The 18744-nt window shown below is 70.5% G+C and carries 20 protein-coding genes and 1 riboswitch; of the genes, 17 read left to right on the top strand and 3 right to left on the bottom strand.

The window, feature by feature from the left end; translation table 11 throughout:
* The first annotated feature begins 14 nt into the window (after positions 1–14).
* The 12 genes from def to Q0Z83_RS53630 all read left to right on the top strand — a co-directional run bounded on the left by def (position 15) and on the right by Q0Z83_RS53630 (position 13379).
* Positions 15–587, top strand: a complete 573-nt coding sequence (gene def / locus Q0Z83_RS53575; protein ID WP_317791265.1) for a peptide deformylase — start codon at positions 15–17, stop codon at positions 585–587.
* A gap of 4 nt (positions 588–591) precedes the next feature.
* Entirely contained in the window at positions 592–1521 is a 930-nt protein-coding gene (gene fmt / locus Q0Z83_RS53580; RefSeq protein ID WP_317791266.1) for a methionyl-tRNA formyltransferase, read from the top strand.
* Positions 1522–1558: 37 nt separating this feature from the next.
* The gene (locus Q0Z83_RS53585) at positions 1559–3028 is read left to right on the top strand and encodes an RsmB/NOP family class I SAM-dependent RNA methyltransferase (RefSeq protein WP_317791267.1); all 1470 of its coding nucleotides are present in this window, start codon (positions 1559–1561) and stop codon (positions 3026–3028) included.
* Positions 3029–3196: 168 nt separating this feature from the next.
* Positions 3197–3868 carry a ribulose-phosphate 3-epimerase gene (gene rpe / locus Q0Z83_RS53590; protein ID WP_317791268.1) on the top strand — a complete coding sequence of 224 codons (672 nt, stop codon included), beginning with the start codon at positions 3197–3199 and terminating at the stop codon, positions 3866–3868.
* A 56-nt stretch (positions 3869–3924) separates the two neighbouring features.
* Positions 3925–4923 carry a GGDEF domain-containing response regulator gene (locus Q0Z83_RS53595; RefSeq protein ID WP_317791269.1) on the top strand — a complete coding sequence of 333 codons (999 nt, stop codon included), beginning with the start codon at positions 3925–3927 and terminating at the stop codon, positions 4921–4923.
* Between the two features lie 103 nt (positions 4924–5026).
* A riboswitch (FMN riboswitch) is annotated at positions 5027–5200 on the top strand.
* 129 nt (positions 5201–5329) lie between these two features.
* The gene (ribD, locus tag Q0Z83_RS53600; protein ID WP_317791270.1) at positions 5330–6409 is read left to right on the top strand and encodes a bifunctional diaminohydroxyphosphoribosylaminopyrimidine deaminase/5-amino-6-(5-phosphoribosylamino)uracil reductase RibD; all 1080 of its coding nucleotides are present in this window, start codon (positions 5330–5332) and stop codon (positions 6407–6409) included.
* Entirely contained in the window at positions 6410–7009 is a 600-nt protein-coding gene (locus Q0Z83_RS53605; RefSeq protein ID WP_317791271.1) for a riboflavin synthase, read from the top strand. It abuts the gene before it with no gap.
* A complete protein-coding gene (locus tag Q0Z83_RS53610) occupies positions 7002–8210 on the top strand; it encodes a bifunctional 3,4-dihydroxy-2-butanone-4-phosphate synthase/GTP cyclohydrolase II (protein WP_317791272.1) in 1209 nt (402 codons plus the stop codon). The genes Q0Z83_RS53605 and Q0Z83_RS53610 overlap by 8 nt, the downstream gene beginning before the upstream one ends.
* Before the next feature lie 45 nt (positions 8211–8255).
* Complete coding sequence (ribH, locus tag Q0Z83_RS53615) at positions 8256–8732, top strand: 6,7-dimethyl-8-ribityllumazine synthase (RefSeq protein WP_317791273.1); 477 nt, start codon at positions 8256–8258, stop codon at positions 8730–8732.
* Positions 8733–8823: 91 nt separating this feature from the next.
* On the top strand, positions 8824–11055 hold the full coding sequence (locus tag Q0Z83_RS53620) for a glycosyltransferase (RefSeq protein WP_317791274.1): 2232 nt from the start codon (positions 8824–8826) through the stop codon (positions 11053–11055).
* 4 nt (positions 11056–11059) lie between these two features.
* Positions 11060–11902, top strand: coding sequence for a hypothetical protein (locus Q0Z83_RS53625; RefSeq protein WP_317791275.1), 843 nt, complete (start codon positions 11060–11062; stop codon positions 11900–11902).
* A complete protein-coding gene (locus Q0Z83_RS53630; protein ID WP_317791276.1) occupies positions 11895–13379 on the top strand; it encodes a hypothetical protein in 1485 nt (494 codons plus the stop codon). The genes Q0Z83_RS53625 and Q0Z83_RS53630 overlap by 8 nt, the downstream gene beginning before the upstream one ends.
* On the opposite strand, the gene Q0Z83_RS53635 is transcribed toward Q0Z83_RS53630, so the two are convergent.
* The 3 genes from Q0Z83_RS53635 to Q0Z83_RS53645 are packed head-to-tail and all read right to left on the bottom strand — an operon-like array spanning position 13357 to position 15805.
* The gene (locus tag Q0Z83_RS53635; protein WP_317791277.1) at positions 13357–14097 is read right to left on the bottom strand and encodes an amino acid ABC transporter ATP-binding protein; all 741 of its coding nucleotides are present in this window, start codon (positions 14095–14097) and stop codon (positions 13357–13359) included. The genes Q0Z83_RS53630 and Q0Z83_RS53635 overlap by 23 nt on opposite strands.
* A complete protein-coding gene (locus Q0Z83_RS53640; protein ID WP_317791278.1) occupies positions 14097–14936 on the bottom strand; it encodes an amino acid ABC transporter permease in 840 nt (279 codons plus the stop codon). Before Q0Z83_RS53640 ends, Q0Z83_RS53635 begins: the two co-directional genes overlap by 1 nt.
* Complete coding sequence (locus Q0Z83_RS53645) at positions 14933–15805, bottom strand: ABC transporter substrate-binding protein (RefSeq protein WP_317791279.1); 873 nt, start codon at positions 15803–15805, stop codon at positions 14933–14935. The genes Q0Z83_RS53640 and Q0Z83_RS53645 overlap by 4 nt, the downstream gene beginning before the upstream one ends.
* Before the next feature lie 78 nt (positions 15806–15883).
* On the opposite strand from Q0Z83_RS53645, the gene Q0Z83_RS53650 reads away from it, so the two are divergent.
* From Q0Z83_RS53650 to rpmI, 5 genes are all read left to right on the top strand, one after another.
* Entirely contained in the window at positions 15884–16147 is a 264-nt protein-coding gene (locus Q0Z83_RS53650) for a phosphoribosyl-ATP diphosphatase (RefSeq protein WP_043528313.1), read from the top strand.
* 42 nt (positions 16148–16189) lie between these two features.
* Positions 16190–17032, top strand: coding sequence for an ATP phosphoribosyltransferase (gene hisG / locus Q0Z83_RS53655; protein WP_317791280.1), 843 nt, complete (start codon positions 16190–16192; stop codon positions 17030–17032).
* A complete protein-coding gene (locus tag Q0Z83_RS53660; RefSeq protein WP_317791281.1) occupies positions 17032–17475 on the top strand; it encodes a PH domain-containing protein in 444 nt (147 codons plus the stop codon). The genes hisG and Q0Z83_RS53660 overlap by 1 nt, the downstream gene beginning before the upstream one ends.
* A 388-nt stretch (positions 17476–17863) precedes the next feature.
* Positions 17864–18472 carry a translation initiation factor IF-3 gene (gene infC, locus Q0Z83_RS53665; RefSeq protein ID WP_317791282.1) on the top strand — a complete coding sequence of 203 codons (609 nt, stop codon included), beginning with the start codon at positions 17864–17866 and terminating at the stop codon, positions 18470–18472.
* A gap of 60 nt (positions 18473–18532) precedes the next feature.
* Positions 18533–18727, top strand: a complete 195-nt coding sequence (rpmI, locus tag Q0Z83_RS53670; RefSeq protein ID WP_282764755.1) for a 50S ribosomal protein L35 — start codon at positions 18533–18535, stop codon at positions 18725–18727.
* Positions 18728–18744 lie beyond the last annotated feature (17 nt).

Below are 18744 nucleotides of genomic sequence, written 5' to 3' on the forward strand. Positions count from 1 at the left end.
AGGAGTCTCACCGCGTGACTGTTCAGACCATCCGTCTCTTCGGTGATCCGGTGCTGCGCACGCCGGCCGATTCCGTCGTGGATTTCGACAAGGAGCTGCGCAACCTGGTGAAGGATCTGGTCGAGACCATGCAGTACGGGGGTGGCGTCGGCCTGGCCGCACCCCAGCTCGGCGTCGGGCTGCGGGTGTTCGCCTTCGACGTGGACGACCTGGTCGGGCACATCGTCAATCCGGTGCTGTCCTTCCCCGACGAGGAGGAGCAGGACGGACCCGAGGGGTGCTTCTCCGTTCCGGGGATCTTCATGGACACGAAGCGCCGGCAGAACGTGGTGGCCAGCGGATTCAACGAGTTCGGCGACCCGATCCAGCTGGTCGGCACCGGCCTGATGGCCCGTTGCGTGCAGCATGAGACCGACCATCTGGACGGGGTGCTCTTCCTGGACCGGCTGGACGCCGCCGGTCGGAAGAACGCGATGAGGCAGATCCGCTCCGCGGAGTGGTATGACGCGGCGAAACCGCCGACGATCAAGCAGAGCCCGCACGGCCGGAGTGTCTTCGGGTCGGGTCTCTTCAGCTCGGGCCGGTGACCGGATGCGCTTGATCTTCGCCGGTACTCCGGCGGTCGCCGTCCCCAGCCTGGACGCGATCGCCGCCTCCGGCCACGAACTGGTGGCCGTGGTGACCCGCCCGGACGCCCCGGCCGGCCGGGGCCGCCGCCTGGTCCGGTCGCCCGCCGGTGCGTGGGCCGACGAGCGCGGCATCGAGGTGCTGACCCCGGAGAAACCACGCGACCCGGAGTTCCAGGAGCGGCTGCGCGAGCTGGCGCCGGACTGTGTGCCGGTGGTGGCGTACGGCGCGCTGGTCCCCCCGTCGGCGCTGGAGATCCCGAAGCACGGCTGGGTGAACCTGCACTTCTCGCTGCTGCCGGCCTGGCGGGGCGCCGCACCCGTGCAGCATGCGGTGTTGCACGGCGACGAGGTGACCGGGGCCAGTGTGTTCGAGCTGGAGGCGGGGCTGGACACCGGCCCGGTCTACGGCACGCTGACCGAGCAGATCCGGTTCACCGACACCTCGGGTCACCTGTTGGAGCGGTTGGCCGTGGATGGGGCCGGTCTGCTGGTGGCGGTGCTGAACGCGATCGAGGCGGGCACCGCACGGGCGCACACGCAGCCGCACGACGGGGTGACGTTCGCGCCGAAGCTGTCGGCCGAGGACGCCCGGATCCGCTGGGACGATCCGGCGTTCGCGGTGGACCGGCGCATCCGTGCGTGTACCCCGGCGCCGGGGGCGTGGACGACGCTGCGCGACGAGCGGCTGAAGCTGGGCCCGGTGCGCCCGATCGCGAACGGGCCCGCCGGTTTGCGCCCGGGGGAGCTTCTGGTGGAGCGTAAGCAGGTGCTGGTCGGGACGGCGACGACGCCGGTGATCCTGGGCGAGGTGCGGGCGGCGGGCAAGAAGCCGATGTCCGCCACCGACTGGGCGCGGGGCATGCGGATCGAAGCAGGGGAGAAGCTGGCGTGAACATAGAGTTCGGTACTTCAGAGAGCAGGACCTCAGCGTGACGGAACACAGGGCGCCGCGCCCACACGGCGGACGGCCGAGCCGACCGAGCGGCCCGGGCCATTCGCGGGACGGGCGTAGTGGCCATGCGCCGCGGGCCGGGCGGCCACCGTCTGACCCGGCGCGGCAGGCGGCGTACGAGGCGGTGGCGGCCGTGTTCCGCGACGATGCGTACGCGAACCTGGTGCTCGCCGACATCCTGAACGGGATGGGCCTGCACGGGCGGGACGCGGCGTTCGCGACCGAGTTGACCTACGGGACGCTGCGCGCCGTCGGCACCCTGGACCTGATCATCGCGGCGGCCGCGGAGCGGGATGTCGCACGGATCGACCCACCGGCACGGGACGCGCTGCGCCTCGGTGTCTATCAGCTGCTCTACACCCGGGTGCCACCGCACGCCGCGGTGAACCAGACGGTCGACCTGGTCCGGTCGGTGGCGCCGGGCGCGTCCGGGTTCGCCAACGCGGTGATGCGTACGGTGTCCGAGACGCCCCTCGACGCGTGGCTGGAGCGGGTCTCCCCGGCGTACAAGGACGATCCGATCGCCCACCTCTCAGTGGTGCACCACCACCCGCAGTGGGTGATCCGGTCGTTCGCCGAGGCGCTCGGCGGCGACCTGGAGGAGACGGCCCGGCTGCTGATCGAGGACAACCAGCCGCCGGCGGTGCACCTGTGCGCCCGGCCGGGGCGGGTCGACGCGGTCGACCTGGCCGACGAGGTGGACGGGGTGCCGGGCGCGTTCTCGCCGTACTCGGTGTACCTCAACGGCGGCGCGCCGCGTGATCTGGCCGCCATCCGGGAGGGCCGCGCCCACGTCCAGGACGAGGGTTCGCAGCTGGTGGCGGCGGCACTGCTGGCCGCCCCGATCGAGGGTCAGGACACCCGCTGGCTGGACCTGTGCGCCGGCCCGGGTGGCAAGACCGGCCTGATCGGCGCGATCGCGGCGAGCCGCGGTGCCGAGGTGACCGCGGTCGAGGTGGCCGAGCACCGGGCCCGGCTGGTCGACATCGCGACCGAGGGCATGCCGGTGACGGTGCTGCCGATGGACGGCCGGTCGGTGGGCCGTGACCCGGACCTGCCGGAGGAGGGGTTCGACCGGGTGCTGGTGGACGCGCCGTGCACCGGTCTGGGTTCGCTGCGGCGCCGGCCGGAGTCGCGTTGGCGCCGGCAGCCGGCGGACCTGCCGCCGCTGACCCGTCTGCAGCGGGAGCTGCTGGTGGCCGCGCTGCGGGCGGTTCGACCGGGTGGCGTGGTGGCCTACGTGACGTGTTCCCCGCACATGGTGGAGACGCAGGTCACGGTCAGCGAGGGGGCTCGGCGCAGCGGTGTCGAGGTCGACTTCGTGGACGCCCGGCCGCTGCTGCCGCCGGGGATGCCGGGGCTCGGTGCGGGCCCCACGGTGCAGCTCTGGCCGCACCGCCACGGGACGGACGCGATGTTCCTGGCCGTCCTCCGCCGTACCAGCTGAGGTCCTGCGCCGAAGGCGACGGCGACGGAAGCCGAACGCGACGGCGACGGAAGCAGAAGGCGACGGCGACGCAAGCCGAAGGCGACGGAAGCCGAACGCCGTCATGAAGGAAGGCCGGGCCGGGATGGCCCGGCCTTTCTCGCATCGCCGGACCGTAGACTTCGTCGCGTGGAACCCATCATCGCGCCGAGCATCCTCGCCTCCGACTTCTCCCGTCTGGCGGAGGAGGTGCAGGCGATCGAGGGCGCGGCCGACTGGGCGCACGTGGACGTGATGGACAACCACTTCGTGCCGAACCTGACGATCGGCCTGCCGGTGGTGCAGAGCCTGCGCAAGGCGACGAGCATCCCGTTCGACGTGCACCTGATGATCACCGACCCGCAGCGCTGGGCGCCGGCCTATGCCGAGGCGGGCGCCTACAACGTCACCTTCCACGCCGAGGCCTGTGACGACCCGGTGGCGCTGGCCAAGACGCTGCGGGCGGCCGGTTCCAAGGCCGGTCTGGCGATCGACCGGGACACGCCGGTGGAGCCCTACCTGGAGCTGCTGCCCTACCTCGACACGATCCTGATCATGACGATCAAGGCCGGGTTCGGCGGGCAGGCGTTCATGCCGGAGCTGCTGGACAAGGTGCGTGACGTGCGCCGCCGCGCCCAGGTCAACGACCTGGAGATCCGCATCGAGGTGGACGGCGGCATCGCGGCCGACACCATCGAGCAGGCCGCCGAGGCGGGCGCGGACGCGTTCGTGGCGGGCACGGCGGTCTACGGTGCCGCCGATCCGGCCGAGGCGATCCGCAAGCTGCGCGCCCTCGCGAAGGCTCGGATGGGACTGGCGTGAGGACCGGTTCAAGGACCATTATCTAGGTTTCGCCCCGGTGCTGGCAGGAAGGCGCGATGAGCACTGCTGAGTCGCTCCCGGAGATCGATCCCGAGCTGGACCCCGAAGAGGGACCGAGCCTGATCCTGGTGGTCGACGACGACCAGGACATCGCCGGTTTCGTCGAGTTCAACCTGAAGTTGCGGGGTTTCGAGGTGATCCGGGCCAGGGACGGGCAGGAGGCGCTCGACCTGATGGAGACGCACCGGCCCGACCTCGCGGTGATCGACTGGATGATGCCGCGGATGGACGGCGTGGAGCTGATCCGCCAGCTCCGGGCCGAGCCGCTGACCTCGGCCCTGCCGGTGATCATGTTGACCGCGATGGGCCTGACCGGCGACAAGGTGCACGGTCTGCAGGCCGGTGCCGACGACTACCTGGTCAAGCCCTTCGACCTGGAGGAGTTGATCGCGCGGGTCACCAACACGCTGCGCCGGCACAAGGACGCCCGTGAGGTCTCGCCGCTGACCGGCCTGCCCGGCAACGCCCGGGTGCGGCGGGAGATCAGCGAGCGGATGCGTGGCGGCGACGACTACTCGGTCGGCTACATCGACGTCGACAGGTTCAAGAGCGTCAACGACGTGTACGGGTTCGACCGTGGCGACGAGTTCATCATCGCCCTGGCCCGGAGCCTGCAGCGGGCCGCCTCCCAGACCGGGAAGCCGTCCATCTTCCTGGGCCACATCGGCGGCGACGACTTCGTGTTCATCTGCCATCCCGATCAGGTGCTGCCGCTGACCCAGCGGACGGTGAACGACTTCGAGAAGGCCGCGGACCGGCTGTACGAGCCGGGTGACGCGCAACGTGGCTACATCGAGGTCCCCGACCGGCGCGGCAACAAGCAGAAGGCGGCCCTGGTCACGCTCTCGATCGGGGTGGCTCAGGCGACCGAGGACGGGCGGCGGTTCACCGATCCACGGGTGGTGATCGCGGTCGCCTCGGAGATGAAGAAGGTCGCGAAATCGCAGCCCGGATCCTACGTCGCGATCGACCGCAGGCGCAGCGAATCCGAGTGATAAATCCCAGTGCTTCAGTGGGAATACTCCGGGCGGATGTGAGGTAGGTCGCCAGGGAGGTGGCAAAATCCCGAAGTAGTGCAAGACTCAGGGGTGACCCACCACGCGCTGGCGGGACTCGGTGAAATTCCGAACCGGCGGTGATCCGACGCGCAAGCGACGGTAAGCCCGCGACCCGGCTGCCTACCAAGGCAGACGGTGGACCTGGTGAGACTCCAGGGCCGACGGTTGACCGGCTGCAAAGCCGATCAGACAGTCCGGATGGGAGACAGCGCGCGGGATCGGAGCGGGTCGTGCCTTCGTCGGCGCGATCCGGCCGGGGTGCGCGAAGCGTACCCTTGGTGTCCGTTTCCTGGCGATAACTCCCTTCAGCGCGTGACCGTACCGCGTTGAGAGGAAGCGCCAGATGGTGACCGAGGACGAGGCGATGCGCCGCGCTGTCGCGCTGGCCGCCCGGGGCCTCGGCACGACCAGCCCCAATCCGGTGGTCGGCTGCATCCTGCTCGGGCCGGACGGCGACGTGGTCGGCGAGGGCTTCCACGCGTATGCCGGCGGGCCGCACGCCGAGATCGTCGCCCTCGCCCAGGCCGGCGAGCGGGCCCGCGGCGGGGTCTGCGTGGTCACCCTGGAGCCGTGCAATCACACCGGGCGTACCGGTCCGTGCGCGGAGGCGCTGGTCAACGCCGGGGTGCGGCGCGTGGTGATCGCCGTGGACGACCCGACGCCGGTGGCGGCCGGTGGCGCGGCGACGCTGCGGGAGGCGGGCATCGAGGTGGTCACCGGGGTGCGGCGGGAGGCCGCGGAGGCGGGCAACGTCGCCTGGCTGACCGCGGTCCGCCGGGGCCGGCCCTACGTGACGTGGAAGTTCGCGGCGACGCTGGACGGGCGGTCGGCGGCGGCCGACGGCACCAGTCAGTGGATCTCGGCGGCCGAGTCCCGGGCCGACGTGCACGTGCTGCGCAGCACCGTCGACGCGATCGTGGCCGGGGTCGGCACGGTGGTCGCCGACGACCCGCAGCTCACCGTGCGTGACCTGCGCGACGGCACGCTGGCGATCAAACAGCCTCTGCGTGTGGTGGTCGACTCGTCCGGCCGTACCCCGGAGAACGCCCGGGTCCGGGACGCGGCGGCACCCACCTGGATCGTCACGACGGCCGCCGCCGGCACCGGGCCGGACGGCCGCGTCGACCTGGCCTCGATGCTGATCGCGCTGTTCGCCCGGGGCGTGCGCAACGTGCTGCTGGAGGGCGGCCCGACGCTGGCCGGCGGATTCCTGGCGGCCGGGCTGATCGACCGGGTGGTCGGCTATGTGGCGCCGAAACTGCTCGGCGACGGGCGGGCCGCGCTGATGGACGCCGGTATCGGCACCATAGCCGACGCCATCGAACTGGACTTCACCGACATCACGCAGATCGGCGGCGATCTGCGATTCACCGCGAACCTGCGGCCGAAAGAGAACGACCACCTGCCTCCGAAGGAGAGCTGAATGTTCACCGGAATCGTCGAGGAATTGGGCGAGATCGTTCGCCTGACCGAGGGAGCCGAGGACTCCGCGGTGATCGCCGTACGCGGCCCGCTGGTCACCTCGGACGCACGGCACGGCGACTCGATCTCGGTGAACGGCTGTTGTCTCACCGTGATCGACAACGTCGACGGGGTGTTCACCGCCGACGTGATGGGCGAGACGCTGCGGCGCACCTCGCTCGGCGCCCTGCGCGAGGGCGGCAACGTCAACCTGGAGCGGGCCGCCGCGCTGGGCAGCCGCCTCGGTGGGCACCTGGTGCAGGGCCACGTGGACGGAGTGGCGCGGATCATCGCCCGCGAGCCGGCCGACCAGTGGGAGGTGGTGCGGTTCTCGCTGCCCCCCGAGCTGGCGAAGTACGTGGTGGAGAAGGGGTCGATCACCGTCGACGGGGTGTCGCTGACGGTCATGGAGGTCGACGAGGACAGCTTCGCGATCGGGATGATCCCGGCCACCTCGAAGCTGACCGTGCTGGGCAGCAAGGCCATCGGAGATCCGGTCAACCTCGAGGTCGACGTGATCGCCAAGTACGTGGAGAAGATGCTGGGGAGCCGCAATGTTTGAGACCATCGAGCGCGCCATCGCCGACATCGCGGCCGGTAAGGCGGTGATCGTGGTGGACGACGAGAGCCGGGAGAACGAGGGCGACCTCATCTTCGCGGCCGAGCACGCCACCCCGGAGCTGGTCGCCTTCATGGTGCGGTACACCTCCGGGTACATCTGCGTTCCGCTGCCGGAGAGCGAGGCGGACCGGCTGGATCTGCCGCCCATGTTCCACACCAACCAGGACGCGCGGGGTACGGCGTACGCGGTGACCGTCGACGCGAAGCACGGCGTCAGCACCGGCATCTCGGCCGCCGACCGGGCGCACACCATCCGCCTGCTCGCCTCGGCCGCCAGCGAGCCCACCGACTTCAACCGGCCGGGCCACGTCGTGCCGCTGCGGGCCAAGGCCGGCGGTGTCCTGCGTCGCCCGGGCCACACCGAGGCCTCCATCGACCTGGCGGTGCTGGCCGGCTGCCGTCCGGCCGGGGTGCTCTGCGAGATGGTCAACGACGACGGCACCATGCAGCGCCGCCCGGACCTGGAGAAGTTCGCCGCCGAGCACGACCTGGCCCTGATCACCATCGAGGAGCTGATCGCCTACCTGCGGCACCGCGAGGGCAGCCAGGTCGAGCGGGTCGTCGAGACGGTCCTGCCGACCGAGCACGGCGTTTTCACCGCGGTCGGCTATCGGACCGCCGCCGACGACGGCGAGCACGTGGCGCTGGTCTTCGGTGACCTCGGCGACGGTGAGGACGTGCTGGTCCGGGTGCATTCCGAGTGCCTCACCGGCGACGTCTTCGGCTCCCGGCGCTGCGACTGCGGCCCCCAGCTGGACGCCGCCCTGGAACGGGTGGCCGCGGCCGGGCGCGGGGTGGTCCTCTACATGCGCGGGCACGAGGGCCGCGGCATCGGCCTGCTGCACAAGCTCCAGGCGTACCAGTTGCAGGACCGCGGCTTCGACACCGTCGACGCGAACCTCGAACTGGGCCTGCCGGCCGACGCCCGCGACTACGGCACCGGGGCGCAGATCCTCGCCGATCTCGGCATCCGCTCGATGCGCCTGCTCACCAACAACCCCGCCAAAAGAGCAGGCCTCGAGGGGTACGGGCTACGCGTGACGGGTCGCGAGGAGCTGCCGGTGCGTCTGCACCCGGAGAACGTCCGGTACCTGCGTACCAAGCGGGACCGGATGGGCCACCTGTTCGCGGAGTTGGCCTGAACCAGTCCCCGATCGGGGCAACAATGACGATGAAGGGGGACAAACATGGCCGGCTTCGGTGATCCGCACATGCAGACCGTCGACGCGGCCGGGCTCCGGCTCGGCATCGTCGGCTCGCGGTGGCACAACGACCTGGTGGAGCACATGATCGCCAGGGCCGTGGCCGCCGCCGAGGCGTGTGGCGTTACGAATGTGATCACCACTCGGGTGGCCGGCTCGGTGGAGCTGCCGGTGGTGGCGCAGGCGCTGGCCCGCAAGGTCGACGCGGTGGTCGCGCTGGGTGTGGTGATCAAGGGCGAGACCCAGCATTTCGAGTACGTGTGTGACGCCGTCACCTCGGGCCTGACCCGGGTGGCGCTGGACGAGGGCACCCCGGTCGCGCACGGTGTGCTCACCGTGCACAGCCTCGGGCAGGCCCGCGACCGGGCCGGTCTGGAGGACTCGATCGAGGACAAGGGCTGGCAGAGCACCGTCGCCGTGCTCGATGCGGCCCTCGCTATTCGTGAGGTCTCCAAGCAGTAGGGAGGGTCTTCACCCTCCGGACACCCGTAGTTCGCGGAATAGGCGATCGGCGCCGGGATGCTCGCCCGGTCCGTCGCCTATTCCGGAACTGGTGTTTACAGCGGTGATCCCCCGGCTCAGCATCGTCGTGCCGTTCTACGACGTGGAGCGTTACTTCGGCCCGTGTCTCGACTCGCTGGCCCGGCAGACGTTCCGGGACTTCGAGGTGGTGCTGGTCGACGACGGTTCCCGGGACGGCAGTGCCGCGATCGCCCGCGAGTGGTGCGAGCGCGACTCCCGGTTCCGAATGATCAGCCAGGAGAACCGGGGGATGGGCCCGGCCCGCAACGCCGGCATCGAGTTGGCCCGCGGCGAGTACCTGACCTTCGTCGACAGCGACGACCTGGTGCCCCGACACGCGTACGAGCTGCTGGTCGGCTCGCTCGACCGAACCTCGTCGTCGCTGGCCGGCGGCAACGCGCGGCGGTTCAACAACACCTCCGGGGTACGGCAGTCGTACGTGCACCGGCTCTCCTACGGCACCGACCGCCCGGCCACCCACGTCACCGAGTGGCCGGAGCTGGCGATCGACCGGATGGTCTGGAACAAGGTGTACCGCCGCACCTTCTGGGACCAGTTCCGCTACGAGTTCCCGGCGATGCGCTACGAGGACTGGCCGGTGGCGCTCAAGGCCCACCTGGACGCGGTCACCGTGGACTGCGTGGCGGCGCCCACCTACTACTGGCGGGAACGGGAATCCGGCGAGTCGGTCACCCAGCTGAAGTTCCAGTTCGGCAACCTGGAGGATCGGGTCCGGTCGGCCGAGATGATCCTGGACATGGTCGACCGGCGGGCCCCGGAGCTGCGCTGGAAGGTGCACCGGCACCTCACCCTGATCGACCTGGCCACCGTGGTCCAGGCGTTCGGCTCGGCACCCGATCACGAGCTGGAGGCGGTGCTGGCCCTGGGCCGCCGGCTGACCGGGCGGCTCGACCCGGAGGCGTTCGTCGGCGCCTCGGCGATCGAGCGCCTGGAGTACCACGGTCTGCAGTCCGGTGACGTGGAGCTGCTGCAGCGGATCGCCAGGTACCGCGCCGACGGTGGCCGTCCCTCGGCGGCCCCGGCCGAGCGGCATCCGGTCCTGCCCTGGCGCTACCGGGCGCGCGGCCTGCCGGAGACCCCCGGTACACCGCCGGACGTGCACCGGCTGTCGCGTGGCGACCTCGAACTGCGGGCCGCCGCCACCAACCTGATCTGGGACCATGACGCACTGCTGGTCAGCGGTACCGCGGTGATCGACCACCTGCCGCCCGGGGCGGACGACACGCTGCGGATCGCGCTGCTGGCCGGTCTGCGGGAGACCCCGCTCACGGTCGACCGGCATCCGGTCCGCGACCGCGGCGGCGAACAGCGGCTGATCGGGTTCACCGCGCGGGTGCCCCGGGAGTTGCTCGCCGCGATGCCGGCCAAGCGGGAGGCGGTGCGCCTCATCGCGACCCTGCGCACCGGCTCGGTCCGGCGCCGGAGCCTGCTCCGGATGAACATGCAGTACCCGGTCGGCGACCGGATCGGCGACGCCTGGTTCCAGCCGGTGAAGGCATCCGACGGCCGGCTGCTGATCCGCCGCATGCGGGGCGAGATCGAACTGACCGCGGCCGACGCGGACGGCGGTGCTCTGGTGCTGACCGGCCGAATGCCGCCCGGCGTCACCGCGTCCGAACTGGTGCTGTCCCGCGCGGCCCGGGAGCTGCGTGCGCCGCTGGAGACCGGGCCGGGCGACCTGTTCACGGTTCGGATCCCGGTCGCCGAGGTGGTCGACGCGACCAGCCCGGACGATCCGTTCCTGGGCCGGACGCTGCTGGTGCCGAAAATCGGCGAGGCGCTGATCCTGATCACCGGGCTCACCGGCGCGGTCAGCGTGCAGCAGGGCGACCGACTGCTCACCGTGGCCCGCTCGCCCGGCCAGTACCTGAACCTGGTGGAGATGCCGGCCCGGGTGACCGCCGCCCGCGTCCACGTCGACGGCTGGTCGGTGACCGTCGAGGGACCCCGCTGGGCGGGCGTGGACTACGAGCGGATCGTGTGGCGCCGGTTCCTGCCGAACTCCGACGACCCGGTCGACGCCGTCTGCCGGATCACCTTCGACGGCGACCGCTGGCAGGCCCGGATCGACCTGGACGACCTGGGGCCGGCCGAGGACGCCGACTGGACACTGTTCGCGGCCGGCGACGGTCTCCCCTATGCGATCCAGGCCGAGACGTTCGCGCTGACCAGCCTGCCGCGCGCGCTGGACCGGCACCGGCTCTACGCGCGGGCCGGAACCCTGCACCTGGAGAAGAACTGATCCGATGCATCACCACAACCACTACTACGGCCAGGCGCACATCCTGGCCCGCTACTGCGGGCTGGACGACGAGCATCCGCCGCGGATCCGCGGTTACCTCCAGCACGGGTGGAACGTCGGGTGCGGCTGGAATCCGGTGCACGAGTTCTTCGCCGGGGCCTGGCGTTACACCTGGAGCGACGCGCCCCGCCGCCGCGGTCACTCGCTCGGTCGCCGCGACTATCACGTGGTCGGCGCGCCGTTCCTGTACCTGGACCGGCTCGAGCCGACCCTCGGAGTGGTGCCCGAGCACGAGCGGCGCGGCACGCTGTGGTTCCTCTTCCACGGCTGGGAGGGTGGCGGCCGGGGCGGGAAGATCGAGGGTGACCACGCCCGCCTGATCAGCGAGATCAAGGAGACCGAGTCCGAGCCGGTCACGATCAGCCTGTACTACACCGAGTTCGAGCGGCGCGAGGTGCGGCGGGCCTACGAGAAGGCCGGCTTCGAGGTGATCTGCTTCGGCAAGCGCGGCTGGAACTACGAGGGCACCGACCGGCGCTTCCTCTACAAGCAGCTGGAGACGTTCCGCCGGTTCAAGCGGGTCGCCGCGAACCGGCTGAGCACCGCCGTCTTCTTCGGCGTCGCGGCCGGTTGCGAACCGGCCGTCTACGGCGACCCGATGTCGTTGGAGGGCGACGACCCGCTCTTCGGCGGGCAGGCCCGAATCGCCCGCCTGTGGCCGGAGATGCTCGGCAAGGAGATCGACCTGGCGGCCGCCCGCGCCACCACCGACATCGAACTCGGCCGGCACCACCTGATGCCGCCGGCCGAGATGCGCATGCTCTTCGATTGGAACCCCCGTGACTGAGACCAAGCTGCCGCCCGTCGTCCGGGGCGAGATCCAGCCGTGGACCGACGACCAGCCCACCGGCGGTCCGGCGCTCGTCGGCCTCCTCGCCGACCTGCTGCCCCCGAAGGCGGGCCGCGTCCTGGTCGCCGGGCCGCACGACGCAGCCGTGCTCGAGCTGGTAGCGGGCCGCAGCGGGGACGTCACGGTGCTGCTCCGCTCGGTCAGCGACGCCGAGGCGCTGCGCGGCGGCCGGCACACCGTGGTCGCCGGGGCCCTCGACGGGCTGGCCGATCAGCGGCCCGAGCCGTACCACGTGGTGATCGCCGCGGACGGGCTGGACCGGCTGCTCGGCCCGGACTCGCCGGCTCTGGACTGGCCGGAGCGGGCCGCTCTGCTGCGGGGGCTGGCCGCACCGGGCGCACTGGTGGTGATCGGGGTGGAGAACGGGTTCTCGATCACCGCACTACTGGACCAGCGGCCCCTCAAGGACCGGTACGGCGACGACGAGTGGCGGCCGCTGCGTGACGACCCGCGGCGGCCCTCGTCGGCAGCCCAACTGGAGGCGGCGCTCGGGACGTCCACACGGCGGTACGCGTGGTTCGGGCACACCCTGCTGGATTCGGGTGCTCTCGCCCGTACCGCATGGGGATTGCCCGGCGTCGGGATCGCCCTCGCCGGACTCGCGGCCGAGGCCGAGAGGACGCCCGTGCTCGCGCCGGTGACCGACGCTGCGGAAGCCGCGGCACGGGCCGGGATGCTCGACGCCGTCGCGCCGCGATGGCTCGTCGTGCTCGGCGAGGGCGGCCCGGCACACACCGCCTACACCCCGTCCGGAGCCGTCGACCTGCGCGCGGACGGCTGGCGTTTCGGTGACCGCCTGGTGCCGGACACCGAGTCGGCCGAGACGGTGCTGTTCCGGCTGGCCGCGGCCGAGGACGTGCCGGGCTTCCGGGCCTACGCCGCGAAGCTGTCGGACGGCGCCTTCTTCGACGAGGTCCACGACTTCGTCTCGATCAGCGACGGCGACGTCCCGCTCGCCGCGGCCTGGATCCGTTTCCGGGACCGGCTGATCGGCGGTCACCGGCGGCACCCGTGGCCGCCGTGGATGGCCGACGGCGACGACCTGGTCACCATGTGGCTCGCGATGTCCGGGGTGGAGGCCACCCCGGAGATCCTCGCGCGGGGCCGGGAGATCGCCGGTGTCGAGCAGCGGCCCGACCTGCTCAGCGCACTGGCCGACGCGGAGGCCGCCCGGACTACGGTGGCGGAGCAGGCCGGGCACATCTTCGGTCTGGAACGCACGATGCGGTTCCGCGACCAGCAGCTGCGCACCCGGGAGCAGCAGTTGCGCACCATGCGCGACGAGATGCGGCGGCTGCGCGGCGGCCGGGCCGTCCGGGCCGCGCAGCTGGCCGGGCGGGTGGCCCGGATGCGCGACCCGAAGCAGCTGGCCGGCGCGCTGAAGCGGCGGGCTAAAGCCTTCCTGCGTCGATGATCCGGGTCAGGAACTGACGGGTCCGCGCCTCGACGGGGTCGCCGAGCACCTGCTCCGGTGGCCCCTGTTCGAGGACCCGCCCGGAGTCCAGGAAGGCGACCCGGTCGGCGACCTGCTTGGCGAACCCCATCTCGTGGGTGGCCAGCACCATCGTCATGCCCTCGCCCTTGAGCTCGCGGATCATCGACAGCACCTCGCCGACCAGTTCCGGGTCGAGAGCCGAGGTGACCTCGTCGAGCAGCAGCAGGCGGGGATTGTTGACCAGGGCACGGACGATGGCGACCCGCTGCTGCTGGCCGCCGGAGAGCCGGTCCGGGTAGGCGCCCGACTTGTCGGCCAGGCCGACCCGGTCCAGCCACTGCATTGCCTGGTCCTTCGCCTCCGGCAACGGCCGTCGGTGTACGCGTACCGGCGCCAGCGTGATGTTGTCCAGCACGGTCATGTGCGGGAACAGGTTGTACGACTGGAAGACCAGCCCGATCCGCTGGCGTACCCGGTCGGCGTCGGCCCGCGGGTCGGTGATCTCCTCGCCGTCCAGGTGGATCGTGCCGTCGTCGATCTCGGCGAGCAGGTTGACGCAGCGCAGCAGGGTCGACTTGCCCGAACCGGAGGCGCCGATCAACGCCACCACCTCGTGCTCGGCCACGTCGAGGGCGAGCCCGTCGAGGATGACGTGGTCCCCGAAGACCTTCCGGACGTCCCGGCATTCGAGCAGCATCAGGTCCCCGCGTTCTGGCGGCGGGCCGCCCGCAGCGTCACCCAGTCGGTGACCGCGATCAGCGGCAGGGCGAGCAGGACGAACAGAACCCCGGCGACGATGTACGGGGTGAAGTCGGCGTCCTGGGCGACGCCGATCTGGGCGGCTCGGATGGCGTCGATCGGCCCGGCCAGCGAGATCAGGCCGACGTCCTTCTGCAGCGCGACGGTGTCGTTGAGCAGCGGCGGGGCGACCCGCCGGACCGCCTGCGGCAGCACCACGTGGCGCATCGCCTGCCGGTAGCTCAGACCCAGCGACCGGGCCGCCGCGATCTGGCTCGGATGGACCGACTCGATACCGGCCCGGAACACCTCGGCCAGGTAGGCGCCGTAGGTGACGATGATCGCCGCGGCGCCCAGGACCAGCACGTCGGGGGTGCCCTTGAGCCGCAGTCCGGGGATGCCGAACGCGAACAGGTAGAGCACGATGATCAGCGGCAGGCCTCGGAACGAGTATGTGTATCCGGTGGCCAGGGCACGTACCGGGAAGAATACCGGCCCCCGCAACGTCCGCAGCACCGCGACCAGCAGGCCCAGCGCCAGTGCCAGGGTCGCGCAGACCACCAGCAGTTTCAGGTTGAGCCAGAGCCCTTCCAGGATCTGCGGCAGGTACTTCCGCGCGGTGTCGAGGTCGAAGAAGGACTCCTTGACCCGCTCCCAGCCCGGTGCGCCGGTGATGCCGACGGCGAGCCCGACGCCGACGACGGCCGTCGATGCGGCGGCCAGCAGAACGGAACGGACCGCCCGTCCGCGACGGTAGGCGATCCGTTCCTGTTGCCTGATGCTCGGTTGGTACGTCACTGGAGTTCGGGAGCCCCGGCGGTGTCGGCGAGCCACGTCTTCTCCAGCACGGCGAGGGTGCCGTCCTGGCGGAGCTGGTCGACCGCCTTGCTGACGCAGCCGGTCAGCGGCGAGCCCTTGTCGAGCACGATGCCGAACTGCTCGGGCACACCGACCTGGGCGAGCTGGCCGACGATCACGCCGTTCTCCAGTTCGGCGCCGGTCATGTAGAACGCGGTCGGCAGGTCCACCACGATGCCGTCGACGGTGCCGTTCTCCAGCGCCTTCTTGGCGTCGTCGTTGTTGTTGAACACCTGCGGCTGCCCGGCCGGCTTGATCACGTCGGTGATGGCCTGGTAGCTGGTGGTCCCGACCTGGGCGCCGAGCTTGGCGTCCTTCAGATCGGCCAGTGTCTTGGCGCCGGCGATCTTCGAGCCCTTGGTGGTGATCACCGTCTGGCGCACCAGGTAGTAGGGCGACGAGAAGTCGACAGCCTTCTTGCGCTCGTCGGTGATGGAGAACTGGTTGACGTCGATGTCGAACGCCTTCGGGCCCGGCGCGATCGCGTTGTTGAACCCGACCTGCGCCCAGACCACGTCGGACTGCTGGTACCCGAGACGCTGGGCGACCTGGTAGGCGACGGCGGACTCGAAGCCCTTGCCGTTGTCCGGCTTGTTGTCGGCGAACCACGGCTCGTAGGCCGGAGTGTCGGTGCCGACGGTGAGCTTTCCGGCGGTCAGGGTCTTCAGCGAGGCCGGGTCACACGTGGCGGTCGGGGCGGCCGACGGTGTGGCGGTCGTCTCGTCTTCGTCTGCGGGGGCACATGCCGTCAACGCGGCTAGCAGCAGGGCTGCGCCGCCGAGGGCAACGGGGGTGAATCGGCTGACCATGCCCGGGAGCTTAGAAGACGTCCCACGGGCTGGGGCCGTTCGTCGTCAAGACGTGATGAGCTGCCACAATCGGTCCTCGTGAAGACGTTCGAAGAACTGTTTGCCGAGTTGCAAAGCAAGGCAGCGGACAAGACACCCGGTTCGGGCACCGTCGAGGCACTCGAACGCGGAGTCCACTTCATCGGCAAGAAGGTCGTCGAGGAGGCGGCCGAGTCGTGGATGGCCGCCGAGCACGAGGGGCCGGAACGCGCTGCCGAGGAGATCTCCCAGCTGCTCTACCAGGCCCAGGTTCTGATGATCGCGACGGGTCTCGAGCTCAAGGACGTCTACCGACATCTGTGACACGCGTCCACAAGACCCGTTCACACCTTGAAGGAGCACGTCATGCTGCGCATCGCCATTCCGAACAAGGGCACCCTGTCCGCACCGGCGTCACAGATGTTGCGGGACGCCGGTTACCGCCAGCGCACCGACCCCAAAGATCTGATCTGCCGTGACGAAGCCAACAACGTCGAGTTCTTCTACCTGCGGCCCAAGGACATCGCGACCTATGTCGGCTCGGGTGATCTGGATCTCGGGATCACCGGCCGTGACCTGCTCGTCGACTCCGGGGTCCCGGCCGCCGAGCTGCTCGACCTGAACTTCGGCCGGGCCACGTTCCGCTGGGCCGCCCCGGCCGGGACGCTCACCGGCGTCGACGAGATCGGCGGCCGTCGGATCGCCACCGCCTATCCCGGTGTGGTCGGCCGCTACCTGGCCGAGCACGAGCTGAAGGCGGACGTGGTGCGCCTCGACGGTGCGGTGGAGAATGCGGTCCGGCTCGGCGTCGCCGACCTGATCGCCGACGTGGTGGAGACCGGCGCGACGCTGCGCCAGGCGGGCCTGGCCACCATCGGCGACCCGATCATGCAGTCGTCGGCGATCCTGATCGGGCGCGAGGGGGAGACCCCGGCCGGTGCCTCCCAGTTGCTGCGCCGGCTGCACGGCGTGCTGGTCGCGAGAAACTTCGTGATGCTGGCGTACGACGTCCGCGCCGACCTGCTCGACCAGGCCACCGGCCTGACCCCCGGCATCGAGTCGCCGACCGTCTCCCCGCTGCACCGGGAGGGCTGGGTCGCCGTCGAGGCGATGGTCCAGCGCAGTGACGTGCACCGGGTCATGGACGAGCTGTACGACCTGGGTGCCCGTGCCATCCTCGTCACCGACATCGCGAACTGCAGGCTCTGATGACCGCCGTACTGTTTCGTCCGAAGAGGATCCGCTGGGTCGCCGGTCCGCTCGCCGCGGGCATCATGCTGCTGTTCACCGTGCTCAGCTTCGGCCTGACCGGGTCGGCCGGCTTCCAGAACTCGAAGGCCAGCTTCCAGCGCGGTGACCAGCTCGCGATGATCGGGCTGGGTGTCCTGCTCGGCCTCGGCATCCTGCTGTTCTGTCGGCCGCGGGTGACCGCCGACGACGCCGGGGTGCGGGTGCGCAACGTGATCGGTGGTTACGACCTGCCGTGGTCGGTGGTCCGGGCGGTCCGGTTCGACCGGAACTCCGCGTGGGCGCATCTGGAGCTGGAGAACGACGATCAGGTCCCGGTGCACGCGTTGCAGGCCGTGGACAAGGACTACGCGTTGGACGGCGTTCGCACCCTGCGGGCTCTTCATGCGGCTGCCACTACCTGACCGACCGCACCGCAGTGCGGCGAGGGCCGGGAGGGCAGGTCAGGGCCGGCTCGGCGCCTGATAGGATGGCGGGCAGTCGACCACGCCCACCACTTGTTTGAGTGGGCGCGAAAGAGGAGCCCGCTGGTTCCCACCCGAGTCACTGACCGTGGCCGGGTCCGGTCTCCCTGGTAGGGGAATATCTCCTGCCTGGTGCGCGTCCTCCTCTGGGCGCCGATGACCGGTCGAGCGGGCCCCGGCGTGCCCTCCTTCGGGAGAGCAGACGGGGCCTTCTACTTTCCCGGCGTCCCATCTCGGGACACTCGGGGCCGACCGACATTGGCAGCGCCCGACCTACCTGGCCGGGTGAGGTATCAACTGAGGAGGCCCCATCAGCGTCGAACCACGCGTGAACGAACAGATCCGGGCTCGTGAGGTCCGTCTGGTCGGTCCGGAGGGTGAGCAGGTCGGCATCGTGCCGCTCGAGCGTGCTCTCCAGCTGGCCGCGGACGTCGATCTGGATCTGGTCGAGGTTGCTCCGATGGCGCGGCCGCCGGTGTGCAAGCTCATGGACTTCGGCAAGTTCAAGTACGAGAGCGCACTCAAGGCCCGCGAAGCGCGGCGCAACCAGCAGCAGACCGTCATCAAGGAAATGAAGCTGCGGCCGAAGATCGACCCGCACGACTACGAGACCAAAAAGGGTCACGTGGTGCGGTTCCTCAAGGCGGGCGACAAGGTCAAGGTGACGATCATGTTCCGTGGTCGTGAGCAGAGTCGCCCCGAGCTGGGATTCCGGCTCCTGCGCCGGCTCAGCGAGGAGATCTCGGAGCTCGGCTTCGTCGAGGCCAGCCCGAAGCAGGACGGCCGGAACATGATCATGGTTCTGGCTCCGCACCGGGCCACCAAGGCCGCTGCGGTCGCTGCTGTCGCCGCCGGCGCCAAGCCCGCCCGTGAGCCGCGTGAGGGCGAAGGCGCCGACGTAACGCCGGCAGCTCCTGCCGAGACCACCGCAGAGTAGTTCAGTCAGCTTTTTCCCGCGTCCCCCCGGTCGCGGGGAAAGATCAGAAAGAGGCGTCAAGTGCCGAAGATGAAGAGCCACACCGGCATGGGTAAGCGGGTGAAGGTCACCGGCAAGGGAAAGCTCGTCACCGAGCAGGCCGGTAAGCGTCACCTCCTGGAGCACAAGAGCTCCCGTGTCACCCGCCGGATGACCGGCACGGTCACCGTGGCCAAGGCCGACACCGCTCGTGTGAAGAAGCTTCTGGGCCGCTGACGCGCGCCTGACCCGGT

The sequence above is a fragment of the Actinoplanes sichuanensis genome, from assembly GCF_033097365.1.
In the GTDB taxonomy this organism is placed as follows: domain Bacteria; phylum Actinomycetota; class Actinomycetes; order Mycobacteriales; family Micromonosporaceae; genus Actinoplanes; species Actinoplanes sichuanensis.

Coding starts and splice junctions, on each gene's coding strand:
- fmt (WP_317791266.1), top strand. CDS start 592: ATGCGCTTGATCTTCGCCGGTACTCCGGCGGTCGCCGTCCCCAGCCTG.
- Q0Z83_RS53595 (WP_317791269.1), top strand. CDS start 3,925: ATGAGCACTGCTGAGTCGCTCCCGGAGATCGATCCCGAGCTGGACCCC.
- ribD (WP_317791270.1), top strand. CDS start 5,330: ATGGTGACCGAGGACGAGGCGATGCGCCGCGCTGTCGCGCTGGCCGCC.
- Q0Z83_RS53605 (WP_317791271.1), top strand. CDS start 6,410: ATGTTCACCGGAATCGTCGAGGAATTGGGCGAGATCGTTCGCCTGACC.
- Q0Z83_RS53610 (WP_317791272.1), top strand. CDS start 7,002: ATGTTTGAGACCATCGAGCGCGCCATCGCCGACATCGCGGCCGGTAAG.
- ribH (WP_317791273.1), top strand. CDS start 8,256: ATGGCCGGCTTCGGTGATCCGCACATGCAGACCGTCGACGCGGCCGGG.
- Q0Z83_RS53625 (WP_317791275.1), top strand. CDS start 11,060: ATGCATCACCACAACCACTACTACGGCCAGGCGCACATCCTGGCCCGC.
- Q0Z83_RS53635 (WP_317791277.1), bottom strand. CDS start 14,097: ATGCTGCTCGAATGCCGGGACGTCCGGAAGGTCTTCGGGGACCACGTC.
- Q0Z83_RS53645 (WP_317791279.1), bottom strand. CDS start 15,805: ATGGTCAGCCGATTCACCCCCGTTGCCCTCGGCGGCGCAGCCCTGCTG.
- hisG (WP_317791280.1), top strand. CDS start 16,190: ATGCTGCGCATCGCCATTCCGAACAAGGGCACCCTGTCCGCACCGGCG.
- Q0Z83_RS53660 (WP_317791281.1), top strand. CDS start 17,032: ATGACCGCCGTACTGTTTCGTCCGAAGAGGATCCGCTGGGTCGCCGGT.